Raw genomic sequence first — 18036 nt, 5'->3', positions numbered from 1 at the left:
AAACAACGTCTTATGAGATTCCAAGCATATTTTCGAGCTTTCTTCTGGGTACTGAGCGATCCAGTAAATGTCAACATTTCGCCTGATGAGCGACAACCTTCTTAGTGTTTAGTTGCCGGCTCTTGGTTGAGGGCGAACAGGCCGGCAAGCACGTCCTCTTCCGTCAAGTCGACCGCCAAACCGTATGCTGCAGCTACAACCTCGTCCAGAGCCTCGTGTTCAAGGCCCCACCAAGTAGGACGTTCGTTACATAGGTTTGTCAGCGTCCGCTGTTTCAATATTTTTCTGCCTCTTCGTCAACAGGAACGATCCGGCCTGGAAATCCAGGCACAGCTTCTTGGGTTCAGCCCGTTTTCTCGTAACTCGTTTAGCTGTTTCTCGACATCTGCAATTCTGACGGCTCTGGAATCATTTGGTTCGGATGACGTATGAACACGTCCTGTATTGACTGGTATGGTAGTATGGTATATCCGGAATTTGAGGAGTCAAAATCATGCGAAGCCCATTGTTGCAACCGAAACACGTCAGTGTGGTCGATCAGCTTTATGCAACGCTGCGGGCTGCCATCATTGATAATGCATTGTCGCCCGGCACCCGGATTTCCGAGGCCGATGTGGCTCAGCAATATGGGGTTAGCCGTCAGCCTGTGCGTGAAGCCTTCATCAAGCTTGCCAATGAAGGGCTGCTGGAGGTTCGACCTCAGCGAGGCACTTTCGTCGCGAAAATTTCACTTCAGGCCGTAATGGATGCGCGCTTCGTGCGCGAAGCGGTTGAAGCGGACATCGTTAAGCTTCTGGCCCAATCTCCTGATCAGACGTTGGTTACCGAGTTGCGAGCCCAGCTCGTTTGTCAGGAAAAGCTCGTTGGCGGGTCTGCACGGGATTTCATGGAGGCGGATGAAATATTTCACCGCACCCTGGCCGAGGGAGCTGACAAGGGAAAAGCCTGGCGCGTCGTCGTCGAGATGAAGGCTCAGATGGACCGGGTACGGTTTCTTTCCAGCATGCATTTCCCGGTTGATCGCCTCATTGCACAACATCGCGCAGTGGTGGAAGCAATTGCGGACGGCGATGCCATCCAGGCCGAACATTCGATGCGAGGACATCTGCGAGGAATTCTGAGTGATTTGCCTGTCATCGAACAGGAGCGGCCCGAATATTTTCTGTAGGGTTCACAGCAACAGCAAAGACATTATCCAGAGGAGGAAACAATGAAATTTCGGATTCTTACGCGTCTGGCAGCAACCTGTGCTGTTCTCGCTATCATGGGAGGAACATCGCTGGCGCAAGAGGTAACACTCAAGCTCGGCCATCTGGCCAATGAAGAGAACATCTGGCACAAAGCGGCACTGAAATTCGCGGAAGAGGTCAAATCTCGTACAGAAGGACGCATTGCCGTCGAAGTCTATCCGAATGAATCGCTCGGTAAGGAAATCGACGTCATCAACGGCATGCAGCTTGGCACGGCCGATATGACCATCACCGGTGAAAGCCTGCAGAACTGGGCGCCAAAAGCAGCCCTGCTTGCTCTGCCATATGCATACAAATCGCTTGAACATATGGACAAGATTGCCTCCGGCGAAATCGGAAAGCAGATCGAGGCAGAGATCGTCGAAAAGGCGGGTATTCGCCCGCTGACCTATTTTGCACGCGGCCCGCGCAACCTTTCTGCCAATCGCGAGATAACAAAGCCGGAAGAGCTGAAAGGCTTCAAGGTTCGCGTGCCGAATGTGCCGATCTTTGTCGCCGCATGGCAATCGCTTGGTGCGAACCCAACCCCGATGGCCTTCTCGGAGGTTTTCACCTCACTCCAGAACGGCACTATCGAAGGTCAGGAAAACCCGCTCGCGCTTTTCAAGTCTGGCGGTTTCTATGAAGTCCAGAAAGTCGTCAACAAGACGGAACACGTTCGCTCGTGGATCTATCTGGCCATATCGGAACGAAGCTGGGGCAAGCTTTCGGAGATCGATCAGGCTGCATTGCAGGAAGCTGCCAAGGCCACGCAGGCTTACGAACGCGAATTGTTCATCGCTGACGAAAAGGCACTCGTCACCGATCTCGAAGGCCGGGGCGTGAAGTTTGTCGACGTGGATCAGGCTGCCTTTGCCGACAAGGCGCGCGACGCTGTCATCAACTCTGTTCCGCAGGAAATCCGTCCCCTGGTCGAACAGGTTTTCAACGACTGAGATAATGGGGCTGCCGGACCCAATCCGGCAGCTGCCACGTCGAGGATACCATGACAAAACTATTCAAAGGATTGGAAGGCATATGTCGCCTTCTGATACTGGCAGCATTTCTCTTATTGATGGGGGCGGTGCTGTTGCAGGTCTATGCGCGCACGTTTTTGAGCAGCGCCCCGGTCTGGACCGAGGAACTGACCAGATTCTGCCTGCTCTATATTGGTGCGCTCGGCGCGGGCCTCGCGCTGCGTAGTGGCGATATGGTCAATGTCGCCCTTCTTTGCGAAAGCCTTCCCGGACGAATGCCGTGGCTTTTGCGACTGGTCAGCGCCGCATTGACGGTGGCTTTTGCGGCTATTCTCCTGCCCGCTGCGTGGGATTACACCATGATCGGCAGCCGTCAGACAGCCCCGTCGCTTGGCTGGCGCATGGATTTCGTCCACGCAACACAAATCATTCTTCTCGTCGCTCTGGGTCTCTGGGCACTGATGCGCATCATTGAAATGCTCTCGGGCCGTCATGATGGGCGCCCTATCCCCAATTCGGAGGAAAATTGATGGGCCTGACCCTTCTTCTTGGCTCGTTCGTGCTGGGCCTTGCCATCGGCTTGCCCGTAGCTGTGACATTGGGCCTTTCCTCGATGGCCTATCTTCTGTTCGCGGACATCCCCTTGGTTGTCATCCCGCAGAAAATGTATGCCGGGATGGACAGCTTTGTACTGCTTTGCATTCCAGGGTTCATTCTGGCTGGTAACCTTATGAATTCCGGCGGCATTACCGAACGGATTATTCGATTTGCAAATGCCCTTGTGGGCTGGATGCGCGGCGGGCTGGCACAGGCCAATATCGCAGCCTCGATGCTTTTCGGCGGTATTTCAGGAACCGCAGTCGCAGATGTAGCTTCCGTTGGCGGCATGATGATCCCCGGCATGAAGAAGGTTGGTTATCCGGCCGATTTCTCCGCTGCAGTCACAGCCGCCTCATCGACTGTCGGCCCGATGATCCCGCCAAGCGTGCCAATGATTATCGTCGGATCGCTCTCCGGCCTTTCGGTCGGCAAGTTATTTCTGGCAGGTGCGGTACCCGGCGTTCTGATGGGTTTTGCCATGATGGTGACGACCTATTTCATCGCCAAGAAGAAAAACTTCCTCGCGAGGACTGGAAGGGCGCCCGAGAGTTGCTGTCGTCATTCACCGGAGCGATCTGGGCTATTGCAATGACCGCACTGATCGTGGGGGGCCTGCTGATCGGCATCACGACACCGACCGAAACGGCAGTGGTTGCATGCCTTTATGCGGCGGTGGTGGGGCTGTTCGTCTATAGAGAACTGCCAGTAAGCCGGATTCCGAAAATCATCATCGATAGTGCAATCAGTTCGGCAGGCATTCTCGTACTGGTGGGCACAGCCAATGTGTTCGGCTGGATTCTCGTCGCCGAACGTATTCCGCAGACATTGGCCAATGCGGTTCTCTCCATCACCGATAACAAGTTTCTCGTTATCCTGCTGATCAACATTCTGCTTCTGTTCGTCGGCATGTTCATGGAAACGATTGCAGCCCTGATCATTCTATTCGTACCATTGCAGGCTCTAGCCTTGGCAGTCGGTATCGACCCCATTCATTTTGCGTGTTTTGCGGTCCTGAACCTTATGATCGGCCTGACTACACCACCGGTCGGCGTTTGCCTGTTTGTCGCGTCCAATATTGCGCGTCTCCCGCTCTCGCCGGTGATCAGGGCGATCATTCCCTATATCATCACCAATCTGATTGTCCTTTTGATGGTCAGCTACATGCCGCCTCTGGCGACCTGGCTGCCCAACACGCTGATGCCGTGAGGTGGAAATGACTGAGTTGTCGAACACGCGCGTGATCTGCCTTCACGCACAGGACGATCTGAGGATCGAAAGTCGGCCTGTCGGAACACCAGGGCCAGGAGAAGTGCTGGTCGCGGTCGAAGCAGGCGGGATTTGTGGATCGGATCTGCATTACTGGTTGGAAGGCGGCATTGGTACTATCCGTGTCCGGGAACCGATCATCCTAGGTCACGAGGCCTCGGGACGCATCAAGGCTCTCGGCGAGGGAGTGACGGGGCTGGTGCCGGGTCAGCTCGTTGCTATGAACCCTTCGCAGCCTTGCGGCACCTGCAGTTTCTGCCAGCAGGGTCTGACGCGCCATTGCAGTGCGATGCGCTTCAAGGGATCGGCAATGTATCTCCCGCACCAACAAGGCATGTTCCGCGACAGGATAGTGATTGCGGCGGACCAGTGTTTTCCTGTCCCGAACGGTATTGATCCGGGAGCCGCAGCCTGCTCTGAACCACTGGCAGTTTGCCTTCATGCCGCCAATCGTGGGGAAGCGATTGCAGGCAGCTTGATCGGTAAGGTCGTGATGGTGACGGGTGCAGGCCCGATCGGCGCCCTTTGCGTGGCAGTAGCGCGACAACGCGGCGCGTCGGAAATCATTGTGACTGATATTCAGGACGCCACTCTGGCTGTCGCCGCACGCATGGGCGCAGATCATACGGTCAATATTGCAACCGACCCGACAGGGCTCGCCCGCTGGCAGGAAGGCAAAGGCAAGGTCGATCTGGTATTTGAATGCTCTGCTGCAGCACCGGCCATCGGCGACGCAATTTCCTGCCTTCGACCGCTCGGCACCCTCGTACAGGTTGGCGTCGGCGGACCGACCGTTCTGCCTCTCAACGTCATGGTGGGTAAAGAAATCCAGTTTGTCGGCTCGCAGAGGTTCGATACAGAATTCGCCGAGGCCGTACGCCTTATCGGATCAAAAGCTATCGATCCTCGACCGATCATCACCGCAACCATTCCCCTGACGGAAGCCTTGTCTGCCTTTCAGGCGGCTACGGACCGTACGCGGTCCGTTAAGGTTCAGATTAGTTTCGCTGATGCGTCAGCCTAGTACTGAAAACAGAAAGACGAATAAATGAGACAGACCTGGCGCTGGTTTGGCCCCAAGGACCTCGTATCCATCGATGATATGCTACAAGCAGGTGTTGAAGGCGTTGTCACCGCCCTGCACCATGTGGCGACCGGATCCGTCTGGTCGCCCGCCGAAATCGAAAAACGGCAGGTCGAAATTGCCCGGATGAAGAACGGCGAACCTTCGGGACTGAAATGGGAAGTCGTGGAAAGCCTTCCGGTTTCAGAAGATATCAAACGCCAGACAGGTGACTGGAAAACTCATATCTCGAACTGGAAGACATCGATGCATAACCTGCGTGACGCAGGCATCGAGGTCATTTGCTACAATTTCATGCCCATCCTCGACTGGACACGCACCGACCTTGCCTATCGGCTGGCGAACGGGGCAACCTGCATGCGTTACGACGCCCTCGATTTCGCCGTCTTCGATCTGTTTCTGCTCGAACGCAAGGGCGCATCGGACAGTTACAAACCTGAACTCATCGAAGCTGCACGCAAGCGTTTTGCGGAGATGTCCGAGGAGCGACGGCTTGAGCTTTCCGGCAACGTCGTCTTCGGTCTGCCTGGCGCTGCCGAACGCATGTCGATGGACGATGTGAAGGTTCATCTCGCCCATTACGACAATATTTCGCCAGAGCGCCTGCGAAACCACCTGATCGACTTTCTGGCAGAGGTGAGTCCGCTTGCGGAAGAGCTTGGCGTACGTCTGTGCTGCCATCCAGACGATCCGCCCTTCCCCCTTCTCGGACTGCCGCGCATCATGTCCACCGAAGCTGATTATAAAGCGGTCATGGATGCAATAAACATTCCGGCGAACGGTATCACACTTTGCACTGGCTCGCTGGGCGCGCGCGCCGATAATGACCTGCCAGGCATGATGAAGCGCCTGGGTGACCGTGTGCATTTTCTGCATTTGCGCAATGTCGCACTTGAAGAAGCCCACCTTGGCGGATCGTTCCATGAGGCCGCTCATCTTGAAGGCCATACGGATATGGTGGCGATGATTGCTGCCATTTTGTCAGAGGAGAACCGCCGCAAGGCCGAAGGTCGTGCCGACTGGCGCATTCCTATGCGCCCTGATCACGGTCAGGATATTCTCGATGATCTGAACAGACGCGCTCAGCCGGGTTATCCATCCATTGGGCGCCTGAAAGGCCTGGCCGAATTGCGCGGAATCATGACCGCCCTGTCCCATCCAAATGTCAGGATAGACAAGTGACACGGCTTTCAGCACTGGTGAACGATGCCGTAGCAGCCAGCTGGCCCGCTTATACTCCCGAAAATCACGAGGTCGGTATTGTTCATCTCGGCCTCGGCAATTTTGCCCGCGCGCACTTGTTATCCTATACCGATACCGTGTTGGCACAGAAAGGTGGCAATTGGCGGGTGACGGGAGTGTCGCTGCGCGGAACCGCCGTTGCTGATAGTCTGAATCCACAAGACGGGCGCTATACCCTGATCACACGCGGTCCGGTCACAGAAGCACGTGTGATTGGCGCACTGAACCGGGTGCTATCCGGCCCGACGGTTGGCAATGATGCCCTGGATGCGATGACCTCGCCCGGATGTCGCATCGTCAGTTTAACCGTAACGGAAAAAGGATATGGCATCACCAGTGACGGTAGGCTGGATCGTGAGCATCCGGCAATCGTCGCCGACCTCGCTAATCCAGACGCGCCCACCAGCGTGATCGGGCTTATTGTGGCAGCGCTATCTCGCCGTATGACCGGTGGATTGCCACCCTTCACGGTGCTCAGTTGCGATAATCTCTCTCACAATGGTCAGAAGTTGCGGGACGCAGTATTGGCATTCGCCGATCAAACGGGTGGAAGACTGCTTTCGCTTTGGATAGCAGAAAAAGTCGCCTTCCCGTCCACTATGGTGGATCGGATCACGCCGGCGTCAAATGCCCAGACCGCCAAGCTCGCCGTGGAGCTGACGGGGCGAGAAGATCACGCTGCCGTTGAAACCGAACCTTTCAGCCAATGGGTGATTGAGGACAAATTCTGTGCCGGACGACCGGAATGGGAATGTGCTGGCGCTCTCTTTGTCGACAATGTCGCCCCATATGAAAGCATGAAACTGCGAATGCTGAACGGGGCACATTCTATGCTTGCCTATAGCGGGCAGCTCTCAGGTAAAAGCTTTGTCCGAGACGTGATGGCCGACCCGGATCATGCTGCACTCGTCCGTCGTCACCTTGCTGTCGCTGCGGCAACTGTAGAAGGACTGTCCATCGATCTCGACGCCTATGCTGCGGCTCTTGCCGAGCGGTTCGCCAACCCGGCTATCGCCCATTCCACCGCACAGATTGCAATGGATGGAACACAGAAGCTTCCCCAACGCATCACAACCCCGGCCCTGGAAGCTCTGGCATCGGGCAAACCGTACGGACCCTTCGTATTTGCTCTCGCTGCGTGGCTCGCCTATCTGGCTCGAAAGGAGGACGACGGCCACCCGGTTCCATTGAATGACCCCAAAGCGACCGAGCTTCAGACCGGCTTGAAAGATATCAAGACGCCCGAGGAAATAATCCGTGCGGTTGCGTCTGTGTGTCCCGATATCCTTCCCAGTAAGCTAACAAATGGCGTATTCGGTTCAGCGCTGCGTGATACGCTTCACACAATCCAGTCGGAAGGGATGCCAAAGGTCATCAAACAAAAAGCGGCAGAAGCTTCCTGAGCGTCGATACAAGCAGAAGACTTTGCTGTCATTGCTCTGAACACAAGAGCCTGAATCATAATGAACGTGACGATATCAGGCTCCGAGCGGCTAACCATGGCTTACTTTGTTTATAGTTCACGGCGCATTTGGTAATTTTCCCTATCCTAAAATGAAATTCCGACAACGTTATTGCGATCTGATATAATAAGGAGTGCCTGACATTTTTCGGGCACATTTGTTGGTGAACAGCCGCGCTCTCTATCGCCACCATCCGGTGAAGCGTATGGGACGCCAACAAACAAAGGCTGGAGGCAACATGGTTCAATCAGCAGATGCCGTGCATAAAGCAGCGGCCGGACACATACCCGCATTTATAACACCCCCAGGTCAAGCCGATGTACTTTTGAACATCGTCATTATTTTTTTATCTGCGTAGTATTCTTAACTGGTATTCTCTACCTGAGACTCCATGCTCTCCCCGAACACATCGCTCATCAGACGAACAAGATTCAGATTCAGCTTGTTGCTGTATTGGGCTTGATAGCGCTCTTCACCCACAATCAGCTCTTCTGGATTGCAGCTCTTTTGCTAGCAATGACGGATCTTCCAGACTTCCTGTCGCCGGTAACATCAATGGCAAGGTCTCTGCGTACCATTGCTCGGCGAGGACTTCACCTGACGATTCCGCCATCCGCCCCAACGACAGGCGATGATGTTTCGTCACAGACTGCATCACCGACGCCGCAAAATGTTGCCGCTTCGACAACCGCGCCCGACACCGGATTATCCCTCGATCAGAACAAAGAGGAGCAGAAATAATGTTCGAATTCCTGCTTTGTTCGATGATCACCATACTTCCAGATTATCTTTACCGTCGATTTGGCCAGGGAAAGCGAATTGGACACGAGATCACGATCTATTCCATGTGGTTTGAACTCAGATGGGGGATCACGGCGTGCCTCATCCTCACAATTTCCCTGATTACGATGATCTTCTATTACCATCCGTCTACATCTAACGTAACGGCTGCATTTCGAACCGTTACGATCCTTCCTGAAATAGGCGGACGTGTCGATGAGGTATATGTCTCGCGAAACCAGAAGGTAAAAGCCGGCGAGGCGCTCTTCAAGCTCGACGACAGCAAACAAAAAGCCGCGCTGGAAACAGCCCGGAAACGCATTGCAGAAATCGATGCGGAGATGGTTGTCGCCAAAAGCGATCTTGTCGCTGCCGACGCCCGTATCAAGCAAGGTGAGATAGCATTTGTTCAAGCACAGAACGATGTAAACACGCAGCTTGAACTGCAACGCCGCAACCCAAACATCGTCGCCCGCAAGGATATTGAACGTCTCCAGTCGATAGCCGATGGCAAAGGCAGCGAACTGGCAGCCGCAACCGCCAGCAAGCAGACGCTCGAAACCAAAATCACCTCATTACTTCCGGCGCAGAGGGCAAGCACCGAAGCTGCCGCCGCTCAGGCGGAAGTTGAACTTAATAAAACGATCGTGAAGGCGGGCGTTTCGGGAACCGTTCAACAGTTCACCCTGCGCGCAGGTGAAGTCGTCAATCCACTGCTCCGCCCTGCTGGCATACTGGTGCCAGAAACAGCAGGCCGAACGGCTCTTATCGCAGGATTCGGTCAGATTGAGGCACAAGTCATGAAGCCCGGCATGATTGCTGAAGCTACATGTATCGGAAAGCCGTTCACGATTATCCCTATGGTTGTAACCGAGGTGCAAGACGTTATCGCTGGCGGACAGGTACGCGCCAGCGATCAGTTGGTCGACATCCAGCAATTGGCGAAACCGGGAACAATCACAGTCACTCTGGAGCCTCTCTACGAAGGGCAACTTGCAGGCATACCCCTGGGTAGCAGTTGTGTGGCCAATGCCTACACGAGCAATCACGAGGAACTGCAATCCGGTGAAGCGGGTACGCTGCGGTCGATATTCCTGCATGCCGTCGACGCAACCGCGCTCGTTCATGCCATGATCCTGCGAATACAAGCCGTGATGATGCCAGTGCAGACCCTTGTGCTTTCTGGGCACTAATTCTCATCACATCGCCTATGAAACGGGGGGCCATCATGGCTCCCCGTTTTTCCCAGCTCACAGGCAGATCACGTCGCAGCAAAACGCTATTTCGCAGGTTTCTTGTGCTAAGCCGTCGCACATCAAGGTGAGCAGAACGAGTGAACTACAGGTAAAAGAGACCTAACTACACGACTTGATATGGATCGGTGTCTCCTCCGTCTTTCCAAGTTCAACACATTTTTGTTCCGAACAGAAAGTCCAGCCTCCAGTCGTCTTGCCGGAGGCAGCCAGAACAATTTCATGACGCGGAGGGATGGTTGGGTGATAGATATACCAACCGTCCTTAAGAACGGCATCGGCAGGTGGATCCATGCCTGCGCCAGAGCCTTTGATGCGAGCTTCTGACAATACCAAGCCCTGGGACGTAACATTCCAGAACTCCTGCCATGGCACTTTCTCAACGCTGTGCGTCCATGAAAGAACAAAGCTCGTGGCGGCGATTTTCAGTACGCCGCCAGCCGTCGCAATGCAGACCGCCATCAACCGGATGACGCGACGACGGAAGGTCGCGATCTCCAGAAATGCCATGCAAGGAAAGCTGCACAGGCAGCAAAACCGAGTTCATCGCTATAGGGATAGGTTGCGAGCATCAGCGCAATAGCGACGAAAGCCCATATGCGTTCCCACATGTTCAACGGCGTTCGAAGATGGCCGATAGCGGCTGCGCCCCAAAGCAGAATACTGAGCAGTGCCTTGATGAACATATAGGCGAATGCAGGCCAGAACCCGAGCGTTTCCGAAAGAGGCCCTCCTTCCTGAAGCATGATGACCGGCTCGTACACCGCCATGAAAGGCACGGCAAAACCCGCAACCGCAATACGGATCGCCTGCATGCCGATCTTCATGCCGGACTCGCGCGCGATTGGCGCTGCCGCAAAAGCCGCAAGCGCAACAGGCGGCGTGAGATCAGCCATGATACCGAAATAGAAAACGAACATGTGCGATACCAGAAGCGGCACTTCCAGGTGAAGGAGTGCTGGGCCAGCGATCGAGGATGTGATGATGTAGTTTGGGATAGTCGGAATGCCCATACCGAGTACCAGACAGGCCAGCATGGTCAGCACCAGCGAAAAGAACAGCGAGTTTTCTCCAACGCTGACAATCACACGAGCGAAAGTAGACCCGGCTCCGGTAAGCGCCAGAATGCCAATGATGATGCCAACCAGCGCGCAGGCAACGCCCACGGGCAGCGCATTCTTGGCACCTTCCCCGAGGCTTTGAAGACACAGACTGAGCGTTTCCCGACCACCGCGCACCAGAAAATTTATCATGACCAGCAGCACAACGAGGGCGATGATCAGCGTAATACCGCGCAGGGCATAGCCGAAAATGTTGAAGGTCGTGCCGAAGGCTGCTGCTGACATGACGCCGAGCGCGACCCAGAACAGCACACGCAAAGGCATCGACATCGAGCCGGAAACCGGCACGCCGAGAATGATGAGCGCGGTCAGACTGAGGCCAACAGTGCCTGCAAAAAGTGGCGTATAGCCGGAGAAAAGGAGCCACACCAATGCGACGAGCGGCAGAACCAGAAACCAGCGTTTTCTGATTGCTTCGAGGGCGCTTGGCATTTCGCTTTTATTGAGGCCTTTCATCTTGAGGCGACGCGCCTCAAGGTCAACCATCACGAAGACAGTTATGAAGTAGAGAATAGCAGGTACGATTGCCGCTTTGACGATCTCAACATAAGGCAGACCCAGCGTTTCAGCCATGATGAAAGCAACCGCCCCCATGACCGGGGGCATGATCTGGCCACCCATCGACGCAACGGCTTCGACACCACCCGCGAATGCCGGGCGGAAACCGGAGCGCTTCATGAGCGGAATGGTGAAAGCGCCCGTGGTCACAACATTGGCGACACCGGAACCGTTGATCGTTCCCATCAAGGCCGACGAAATCACCGAAACTTTTGCAGGGCCGCCACGCGACGCGCCAACCGTTCCCATGGCAATGTCATTGAAGAGTTGGATCATGCCCGCGCGTTCGAGAAATGCGCCGAACAGAATGAAAAGGAAAATATAGCTCGATGAGACATAGATCGGCGTGCCGTAAATTCCTTCTGTTCCCAGAAAGAGAACTTCGACCACCTGCTCGAAATCATATCCGCGATGGTTGAACGGGTGCGGGAGATATTGTCCGAACAAGCCGTAAGCCAGAAAGATCGCGCAGATGAGAGGTAAGGTCCAACCCATCATCTTTTTTCCCGCCCAGAAGACGAGAGCGACCACGAGAATGCCGATTATGATATCCGGCGTGTTGGGTTCGCCAGCCCGGATCACCAGGTCTTCGTAGAAAACCCAATGATAAAGACTGAGCACGAAAGCAACGATGGCCGCCAGCCAGAAGGCCGCTCGCTTTGCAGCGACTGTGCTCGCATTGGCGTAAAGGCCGAAGAGAAGCAGAAGCAGAAATCCGACATGGACGGAGCGGACCACCTGACTTGGCAGTGGTGAATAAGCGGAAGTCCAAAGCTGGAAAACCGAAAAAGCCACGGCGATGGCAAACAGGACTTTTGCGCCTGTGCCTGTGCCCCAGGCGGGAATATGCTCGGCCGATTCTACGGCGCTGTTCTCGCTCTGCGTCATGAACGAACCTTCATCAGATTGTGCATTTAAAATGAACAGTTAAGGGAGCGATCCGATTAACAAGGATCGGACACCGTCTGTCAGAAAAAGGAAGGAACCCGGGATTGTCACCCGGGTACCAACCGCCGCGCAGGATTGCTGCCAGCCTATTCGATGCCTTTTTCCTTGTAGTAACGCAGAGCACCGGGATGAACCGGAACAGGTGACACGATGGTGCTTTTATCGAGCTTGATTGCCTTTGCGGAAGAATGGGCGGCAGTTAGCTGGTCGAGATTTTCGAATAGCCCCTTGGTCATCTGGTAAACCAGTTCTTCATCCATATCGGGGCGAACGATCAGATAGTTGATCACGGAAGCTGTCACGACATCCTTGTCCTGCCCGCTATAGGTATTCGCCGGGATCGTGTTGACCTGATACGGCGCGCCGATTTTCTCGATAACGTCTGCCGGAACCTCAACCACATTGATGTCCACGGAATTGGCAAGATCGCGCAGCGAGGCGACGCCAAGTCCGGAAGATTGCAAGGTTGCATCCAATTGGCGGTTCTTCATCAGCTCGACGGATTCCGCGAAGGGCAGATATTCGATCTTGCCGAGATCATCATAGGAAAGTCCAGCAGCCCCCAGAATGGTGCGCGCATTGAGTTCGGTTCCCGATTTCGGTGCACGACGGACAAACGCTTTCCTTTGAGATCAGCCAATGTCTTGATGCCGGATTCCTTGGAGGCGACGATCTGCACATAATTCGGATAGATTGCCGCAAGCGTACTCAGATTGGTGAGCTTCTTTTTAAAACCGGCTGCTTCATTGCCTTCATAGGCATCGCGCAGGGAATCGCCCAGCGTGAACGCCACTTCACCCCGGCCGCTGTTGATGAGATTGATATTCTCAATGGATGCTTTCGTCGCCTGAACCGAGGGACGCACATCAGGAATGCTCGAGTAGATTTTTTCCATAGCGACGCCGAGCGGGTAGTAGACGCCACTGGTGCCACCGGTCAGAATATTTACAAACTCCTCGGCTTTCGCTTGAGCAGCACCGAACACAAGCCCCAATGCGGTAGCCAGAGAAACAGTCGTTTTCCGATTAAAGATTTGCATATTTCCTCCTCACTCCAATAGATTTTGCCATGGTGCAGACACCACGACTAAGCGGGAAGTTTTTGTAGATTACTTCCCCCACTGCATTTCATAAGGTCCTCCCACGGAACTGCGAAGACGCTAACGCATTCTGGGGAGAATCCAAAATGTTTTTGACCGTTATTGCCCAGTGAGTTTAATTCACCATGTTTGCTTTGAAGACGACGAGGTTCTGCCACCGTTATGCAGAGCGCACGGCAAAGCCGTGTTTCAACCAAGATCAAAGCCCACTCGTCCGGGGCTAGCAGTTAACTCGCCAGTGAGAGGTCTGTTACTGGTTCAAACCAGGATAGAAGCTGTCCGCTTTCAGGTCTTACCATTTGAGTAAAACGCGCCCGCCAATCATGCCCAAAAAACCCATGATTGCGATGCCGAGCGTATACCAGATTGCAATAAACGGCATTCCGGATTCCGGACAGTGTAGTGAATAGATAAGAACTCCTACGGCGCCAGCAACCATACCGGCGACAAGACCGGTCAGAGCAGGATCGGCCGGAGCAAGTCGCCGCATGGCAGTAAGCAGAAACCCGAGCATGGGAAGAGCTATGAGAACAATCAACCATGGACAGACCAACGCCGTCCGCCCCCATATCAACACCTCTGCTTGTCCGGGCTCGGCGTTCAGCAGCTGGATTGATGCAGCGCCTGCAAGACAAGCCAGAAGTATGGCCAGCGGCAACCAGTGCAATCCCGTGCGAACGGGCCGCGACAAGGTGAATAATGCGGGGATCAGTATCAATAAAAGCAGGACTGCGTAGCCGAATTTCATCCAATAGGCTGTCGTCGTCATCGCCAACAACAAATCGTGACGCACGCCAAGGAAAACCAGCATAATCGCAAGCCCGCCTACAATGCCTCCCGTCGCATAGCGCAAGAAAAGCTGGCGCATTGCGTGAGGGCCAACCGGTTTGACATCTGCTGTCAGCTTGTCGATCAGATCATCGGTCATGCCCTTTGCCTCCAAATCTTTTCGCTATTGTTGCAAGACCGCGGTGAATGGCGACTTTGACCGCGCTCTGGCTCAAGCCGGTGTCACGTGCGGCTTCATCTATGGATTGTCCCTCGATTTTTACTTTGCGGATCAAACCTGCCGTGCGTTCGGAAACACCGCTCAACATCCGGTCCACATCCATGCGCGCATCGGCGACTTCAGCATCATCGGACACAGGAACATCCTCTTCCAGAGGTGTAGCAGTCTCACGCCCGTGACGGCGTAGATGATCGACAAGCTTGTGATGTGCAATTCCATTCACCCAGGGTAGAAACGCCATGCCTCGATCATAGGTTATGCGTCGGGTATGGATCGCCAGCAAAGTCTCCTGAATAAGGTCCTCCGCTTGCGATTTATCGCCGAAAAGACGCCGCAGAAAATAAGGTTTCAGTCGGCGCGACAGATCCTCAAGCAAGGTCCGATAGGCTGCCTTGTCTCCGTCGAGCGCCAATATCATCAGTTTTTTCAACCTCTCTTCGTTCGAATAGGTCAGGTTACAACTCCCAATCACCGGCATATTCGTGAAAGAAGCGGAAAAGGTTACACCTTCCAATGAGGTGATCACATCGCCGTGATCGGTGTAACCATTTGCCTCTGCCTGTCGAAACTCCTCCCGTTACGCGCCGCTGGCGCCCAGATGAACAGGAGTATCGTCATGACCATCAAACAGAACATCATCGTCCTTCCGGCGCTCGCCCTGCTTGCCGCTATATCTTTCACGCCGGTTTCTTTCGCGCAAGACGCGATGAAAACCGACACCATGAAGTCTGACACTATGAAGAAGGATTCCATGGGCAAGCATGACGCCATGAAAGGTGACGCCATGCATAGCGATACAAAAAAGAAAATGAAGAAACATGACGACAAAGCGATGAAGAGCGATGCCATGAAACAGGACGCAATGCAGTCCGACTCCATGAAGAAGCCACAGTAATTGTTCTGGCCCGCCAGTCTTCCCTCATGATTGGCGGGCAAATTACCGGAGCGCAACATCATGAAACAGCTCATCTATCGCCAGCGTCTGCTGACGCGTCTCACACACTGGATTTGGGCTGCAAGCCTCTTCTTTCTGCTGCTGTCCGGGCTGCAGATATTCAATGCGCACCCCACACTCTATCTCGGCAACGAATCCGGTTTCGACTACGATAATGCCATTCTGGCAATTTATGCCGTCGAGGGCGAAGGCGGCCCTGAAGGTCGTGTCGATATCTTGGGCAAAAGCTTCCAGACAACCGGTTTTCTCGGCGTATCAGGAACCACAAGCGCTCCCGACTATCAGGCATTTCCCCCATCGTTGACCATTCCGTCCTATCGCGATCTGGCAACCGGACGTGTGGTTCACTTCTTCTTCGCCTGGGTTCTGGTGGGCACGCTCATGATATGGTTGGTAGGCAGTGTTCTGAACGGGCATCTGATGAACGAGTTACTGCCATCTGCATTGGATATAAAGAGCCTGCCCGGCGATTTTCTCAACCATCTGAAATTTCGTTTCCAGCATGGGAAAACATACAATCCTATGCAGAAACTGACCTATTGCATGGTGTTTTTCGGGCTTTTCCCGATGGTTATAATTACGGGGCTGGCCATGTCTCCCGGCATGGATGCCATACTGCCGCTGACGGAATGGCTCGGCGGACGCCAGACAGCCCGCACTCTTCATTTTGTAGCCGTTTTCCTGCTTTGCGCATTCGTCGTTATTCATATCGTGATGGTGCTTGCGGCAGGTCCGTTCAACGAAATGCGATCGATGATTTCCGGTTGGTATCGCGCCGATCTTCCGAAAAAAGACGAGGACAGGCACCCATGAGCAAGCTGAATCTTTCCAGACGAAAGTTCCTAACTTTTTCCGGAGCCGCAGCCTCTTCCATTATGTTGAGCGGTTGTGATGCTTTCGATTTTGTCGGCAACAACGAAAGCGCTACGCGGCAAGTCCTCGAAAAGACGAACGATCTGACCTACCTCATTCAACGGCAACTGCAGGGACATAATGCACTTGCAAGGGAGTATGGGGAAAGCGAGCTGCGTCAGGGTCAAAAACCGAATGGTGAAACTAATCCTGCGACGGAAGAATATGAAGCACTTCGCGCAGCCGATTTCTCAGACTATGTTTTGCAGGTAACAGGTCTCGTGGAAAAACCGGCAAGTTTTTCGCTGGAGCAACTGCGCAACATGCCAGCGCGCACCCAGATCACCCGCCACGACTGCGTGGAAGGCTGGAGTACAATCGCCAAATGGACAGGCGTTCCCTTGAGCCAGATTCTCGATGCGGCACGTCCCACGCCATCCGCACGCTTTGTCGTCTTCCACTGCTTCGATCGGGTAGACGGCGCGAAAGGAGCAGCGTCATTTTACGGCAGCATAGATCTCATCGACGCCCGTCATCCTCAAACTATATTGGCCTACGGTCTCAACAATCGGGCCCTTCCGGTGGAGAACGGAGCTCCGCTTCGTCTGCGCGTAGAGAGACAACTCGGATACAAGATGAGCAAATACATCAAGTCGATTGAGCTTGTCTCAAGCTTTGCGGCCATTCAGGGTGGGAAAGGTGGTTACTGGGAGGACTATGGCTATGACTGGTATGGTGGAATATGAGCCTTTGAAATGCCCGGCTCCGGTGCTGGTTAAACGCTGATATTCCGAGTGGAATAAGCACTTTCCGCGCTGGAACAAAGCGGCCACTAATTATTTTGGATCTTCGTGACCGGATTATCAGCCCCCAAAGCACGCTTCACCGCTGCACGCGCCGACGCCAGATCCGGCATGACCCAGTTCGGCTCGCTACCAAGAAACTTATCAAGAAATGCTATCGCATAACCCGGCATTTCCGAGACGTTTTCCTTGTAAGACCACCATGTCCGCAGCTCATCAGCACACTGATCGATATCCGGAACAGTACCGAATTCCTGCTCCTGCACAGCAGCAATCGCGCAGATACAGTAGTTTGTGTAGAGAAAACCTTCTGGCCAGAAGCTGACGATTTCGTAAAGACGCGCGGCATCGTCTGCAGCGTGCTTTGGCGGCGAAACGACCTTCGCAGGTGACAAGCGGATCAGCTCTCGCAACACAAGGCCCGCAGCAAAGGTGATGAAATCCTTACGATCCACTTTGGCGAAACGCTTGTTCTGATCAACGAGCTCCACCCAGTTCAGGAAGGCTTCTGTGAGCTTCTTTTCATCAATCTCATATTCGACGCCATAAAGCTCATGCAGCAAGCTCGCATGTTTACGGAACGTCGCCCTGAACCAACGCAGCTGGCGCAGTCGATGACGCAAATCTGGCATCGATGCCATTTGTTCTCTGAGTAGCAAATCCATGTTGCGAGCGGCCTCCCGTTTACAAACGACATTATGCGAAACCGATTGCAATGTCAGTCGTCATTCGTCTTCATTTGCTGACAAAATTATACATATTGACATTCAAGAAGACAAATGTTCTCTATTTGCTGA

Annotated in this window: 15 protein-coding genes and 3 pseudogenes; 12 read left to right on the top strand and 6 right to left on the bottom strand. The window is 54.1% G+C overall.

Going from position 1 to position 18036, the window contains the following annotated elements:
• Positions 1 to 493: 493 nt before the first annotated feature.
• The 9 genes and pseudogenes from LJ361_RS13055 (at position 494) to LJ361_RS13010 (ending at position 9834) form a co-directional block, all read left to right on the top strand.
• Entirely contained in the window at positions 494 to 1168 is a 675-nt protein-coding gene (locus LJ361_RS13055) for a GntR family transcriptional regulator (protein WP_264811687.1), read from the top strand.
• 42 nt (positions 1169 to 1210) lie between these two features.
• Positions 1211 to 2185 (top strand): TRAP transporter substrate-binding protein, encoded by a 975-nt coding sequence (locus LJ361_RS13050; protein ID WP_264811685.1) that lies wholly within the window; start codon positions 1211 to 1213, stop codon positions 2183 to 2185.
• 50 nt (positions 2186 to 2235) lie between these two features.
• The gene (locus LJ361_RS13045; protein WP_264811684.1) at positions 2236 to 2736 is read left to right on the top strand and encodes a TRAP transporter small permease; all 501 of its coding nucleotides are present in this window, start codon (positions 2236 to 2238) and stop codon (positions 2734 to 2736) included.
• Positions 2736 to 4012, top strand: a pseudogene (locus LJ361_RS23605) (TRAP transporter large permease). Before LJ361_RS13045 ends, LJ361_RS23605 begins: the two are co-directional and overlap by 1 nt.
• Positions 4013 to 4019: 7 nt before the next feature.
• The gene (locus tag LJ361_RS13030; protein WP_151664265.1) at positions 4020 to 5096 is read left to right on the top strand and encodes an L-idonate 5-dehydrogenase; all 1077 of its coding nucleotides are present in this window, start codon (positions 4020 to 4022) and stop codon (positions 5094 to 5096) included.
• 24 nt (positions 5097 to 5120) lie between these two features.
• Positions 5121 to 6338, top strand: coding sequence for a mannonate dehydratase (uxuA, locus tag LJ361_RS13025; protein WP_010659275.1), 1218 nt, complete (start codon positions 5121 to 5123; stop codon positions 6336 to 6338).
• Positions 6335 to 7801 carry a mannitol dehydrogenase family protein gene (locus LJ361_RS13020; RefSeq protein WP_264811681.1) on the top strand — a complete coding sequence of 489 codons (1467 nt, stop codon included), beginning with the start codon at positions 6335 to 6337 and terminating at the stop codon, positions 7799 to 7801. Before uxuA ends, LJ361_RS13020 begins: the two co-directional genes overlap by 4 nt.
• Before the next feature lie 298 nt (positions 7802 to 8099).
• A pseudogene (locus tag LJ361_RS13015) lies at positions 8100 to 8602 on the top strand (hypothetical protein).
• On the top strand, positions 8602 to 9834 hold the full coding sequence (locus tag LJ361_RS13010) for an HlyD family secretion protein (protein WP_264811680.1): 1233 nt from the start codon (positions 8602 to 8604) through the stop codon (positions 9832 to 9834). The pseudogene LJ361_RS13015 and the gene LJ361_RS13010 overlap by 1 nt, the downstream one beginning before the upstream one ends.
• A 162-nt stretch (positions 9835 to 9996) precedes the next feature.
• Here the strand turns inward: LJ361_RS13010 and LJ361_RS13005 are convergent, their stop codons facing one another.
• The 5 genes and pseudogenes from LJ361_RS13005 to LJ361_RS12985 form a co-directional block, all read right to left on the bottom strand.
• Positions 9997 to 10356, bottom strand: coding sequence for a DUF1850 domain-containing protein (locus tag LJ361_RS13005; protein ID WP_012093428.1), 360 nt, complete (start codon positions 10354 to 10356; stop codon positions 9997 to 9999).
• On the bottom strand, positions 10356 to 12461 hold the full coding sequence (locus LJ361_RS13000) for a TRAP transporter permease (RefSeq protein WP_010659280.1): 2106 nt from the start codon (positions 12459 to 12461) through the stop codon (positions 10356 to 10358). The genes LJ361_RS13005 and LJ361_RS13000 overlap by 1 nt, the downstream gene beginning before the upstream one ends.
• Positions 12462 to 12607: 146 nt before the next feature.
• A pseudogene (locus LJ361_RS12995) lies at positions 12608 to 13560 on the bottom strand (TAXI family TRAP transporter solute-binding subunit).
• Positions 13561 to 13912: 352 nt separating this feature from the next.
• Positions 13913 to 14548 (bottom strand): NrsF family protein, encoded by a 636-nt coding sequence (locus LJ361_RS12990; protein WP_264811679.1) that lies wholly within the window; start codon positions 14546 to 14548, stop codon positions 13913 to 13915.
• Positions 14538 to 15047, bottom strand: coding sequence for a sigma-70 family RNA polymerase sigma factor (locus LJ361_RS12985; protein ID WP_264813600.1), 510 nt, complete (start codon positions 15045 to 15047; stop codon positions 14538 to 14540). The genes LJ361_RS12990 and LJ361_RS12985 overlap by 11 nt, the downstream gene beginning before the upstream one ends.
• 198 nt (positions 15048 to 15245) lie before the next feature.
• On the opposite strand from LJ361_RS12985, the gene LJ361_RS12980 reads away from it, so the two are divergent.
• Genes LJ361_RS12980 through LJ361_RS12970 form a run of 3 tightly spaced genes read left to right on the top strand, consistent with a single transcriptional unit; the run spans position 15246 to position 17182 of the window.
• On the top strand, positions 15246 to 15524 hold the full coding sequence (locus tag LJ361_RS12980; protein ID WP_029926454.1) for a pentapeptide MXKDX repeat protein: 279 nt from the start codon (positions 15246 to 15248) through the stop codon (positions 15522 to 15524).
• 60 nt (positions 15525 to 15584) lie between these two features.
• Positions 15585 to 16397 carry a cytochrome b/b6 domain-containing protein gene (locus LJ361_RS12975; RefSeq protein WP_264811678.1) on the top strand — a complete coding sequence of 271 codons (813 nt, stop codon included), beginning with the start codon at positions 15585 to 15587 and terminating at the stop codon, positions 16395 to 16397.
• Positions 16394 to 17182 carry a molybdopterin-binding protein gene (locus tag LJ361_RS12970; RefSeq protein ID WP_264811677.1) on the top strand — a complete coding sequence of 263 codons (789 nt, stop codon included), beginning with the start codon at positions 16394 to 16396 and terminating at the stop codon, positions 17180 to 17182. Before LJ361_RS12975 ends, LJ361_RS12970 begins: the two co-directional genes overlap by 4 nt.
• 86 nt (positions 17183 to 17268) lie before the next feature.
• Here the strand turns inward: LJ361_RS12970 and LJ361_RS12965 are convergent, their stop codons facing one another.
• Positions 17269 to 17904 (bottom strand): hypothetical protein, encoded by a 636-nt coding sequence (locus LJ361_RS12965; protein WP_012093435.1) that lies wholly within the window; start codon positions 17902 to 17904, stop codon positions 17269 to 17271.
• Positions 17905 to 18036 lie beyond the last annotated feature (132 nt).

Origin of the sequence: Brucella sp. JSBI001, from assembly GCF_026014005.1 — a bacterium.
Lineage (GTDB): Bacteria > Pseudomonadota > Alphaproteobacteria > Rhizobiales > Rhizobiaceae > Brucella > Brucella anthropi.
The sequence above is the reverse complement of the archived record's forward strand: the minus strand, read 5'-3'. Positions and strand labels throughout refer to the sequence as shown.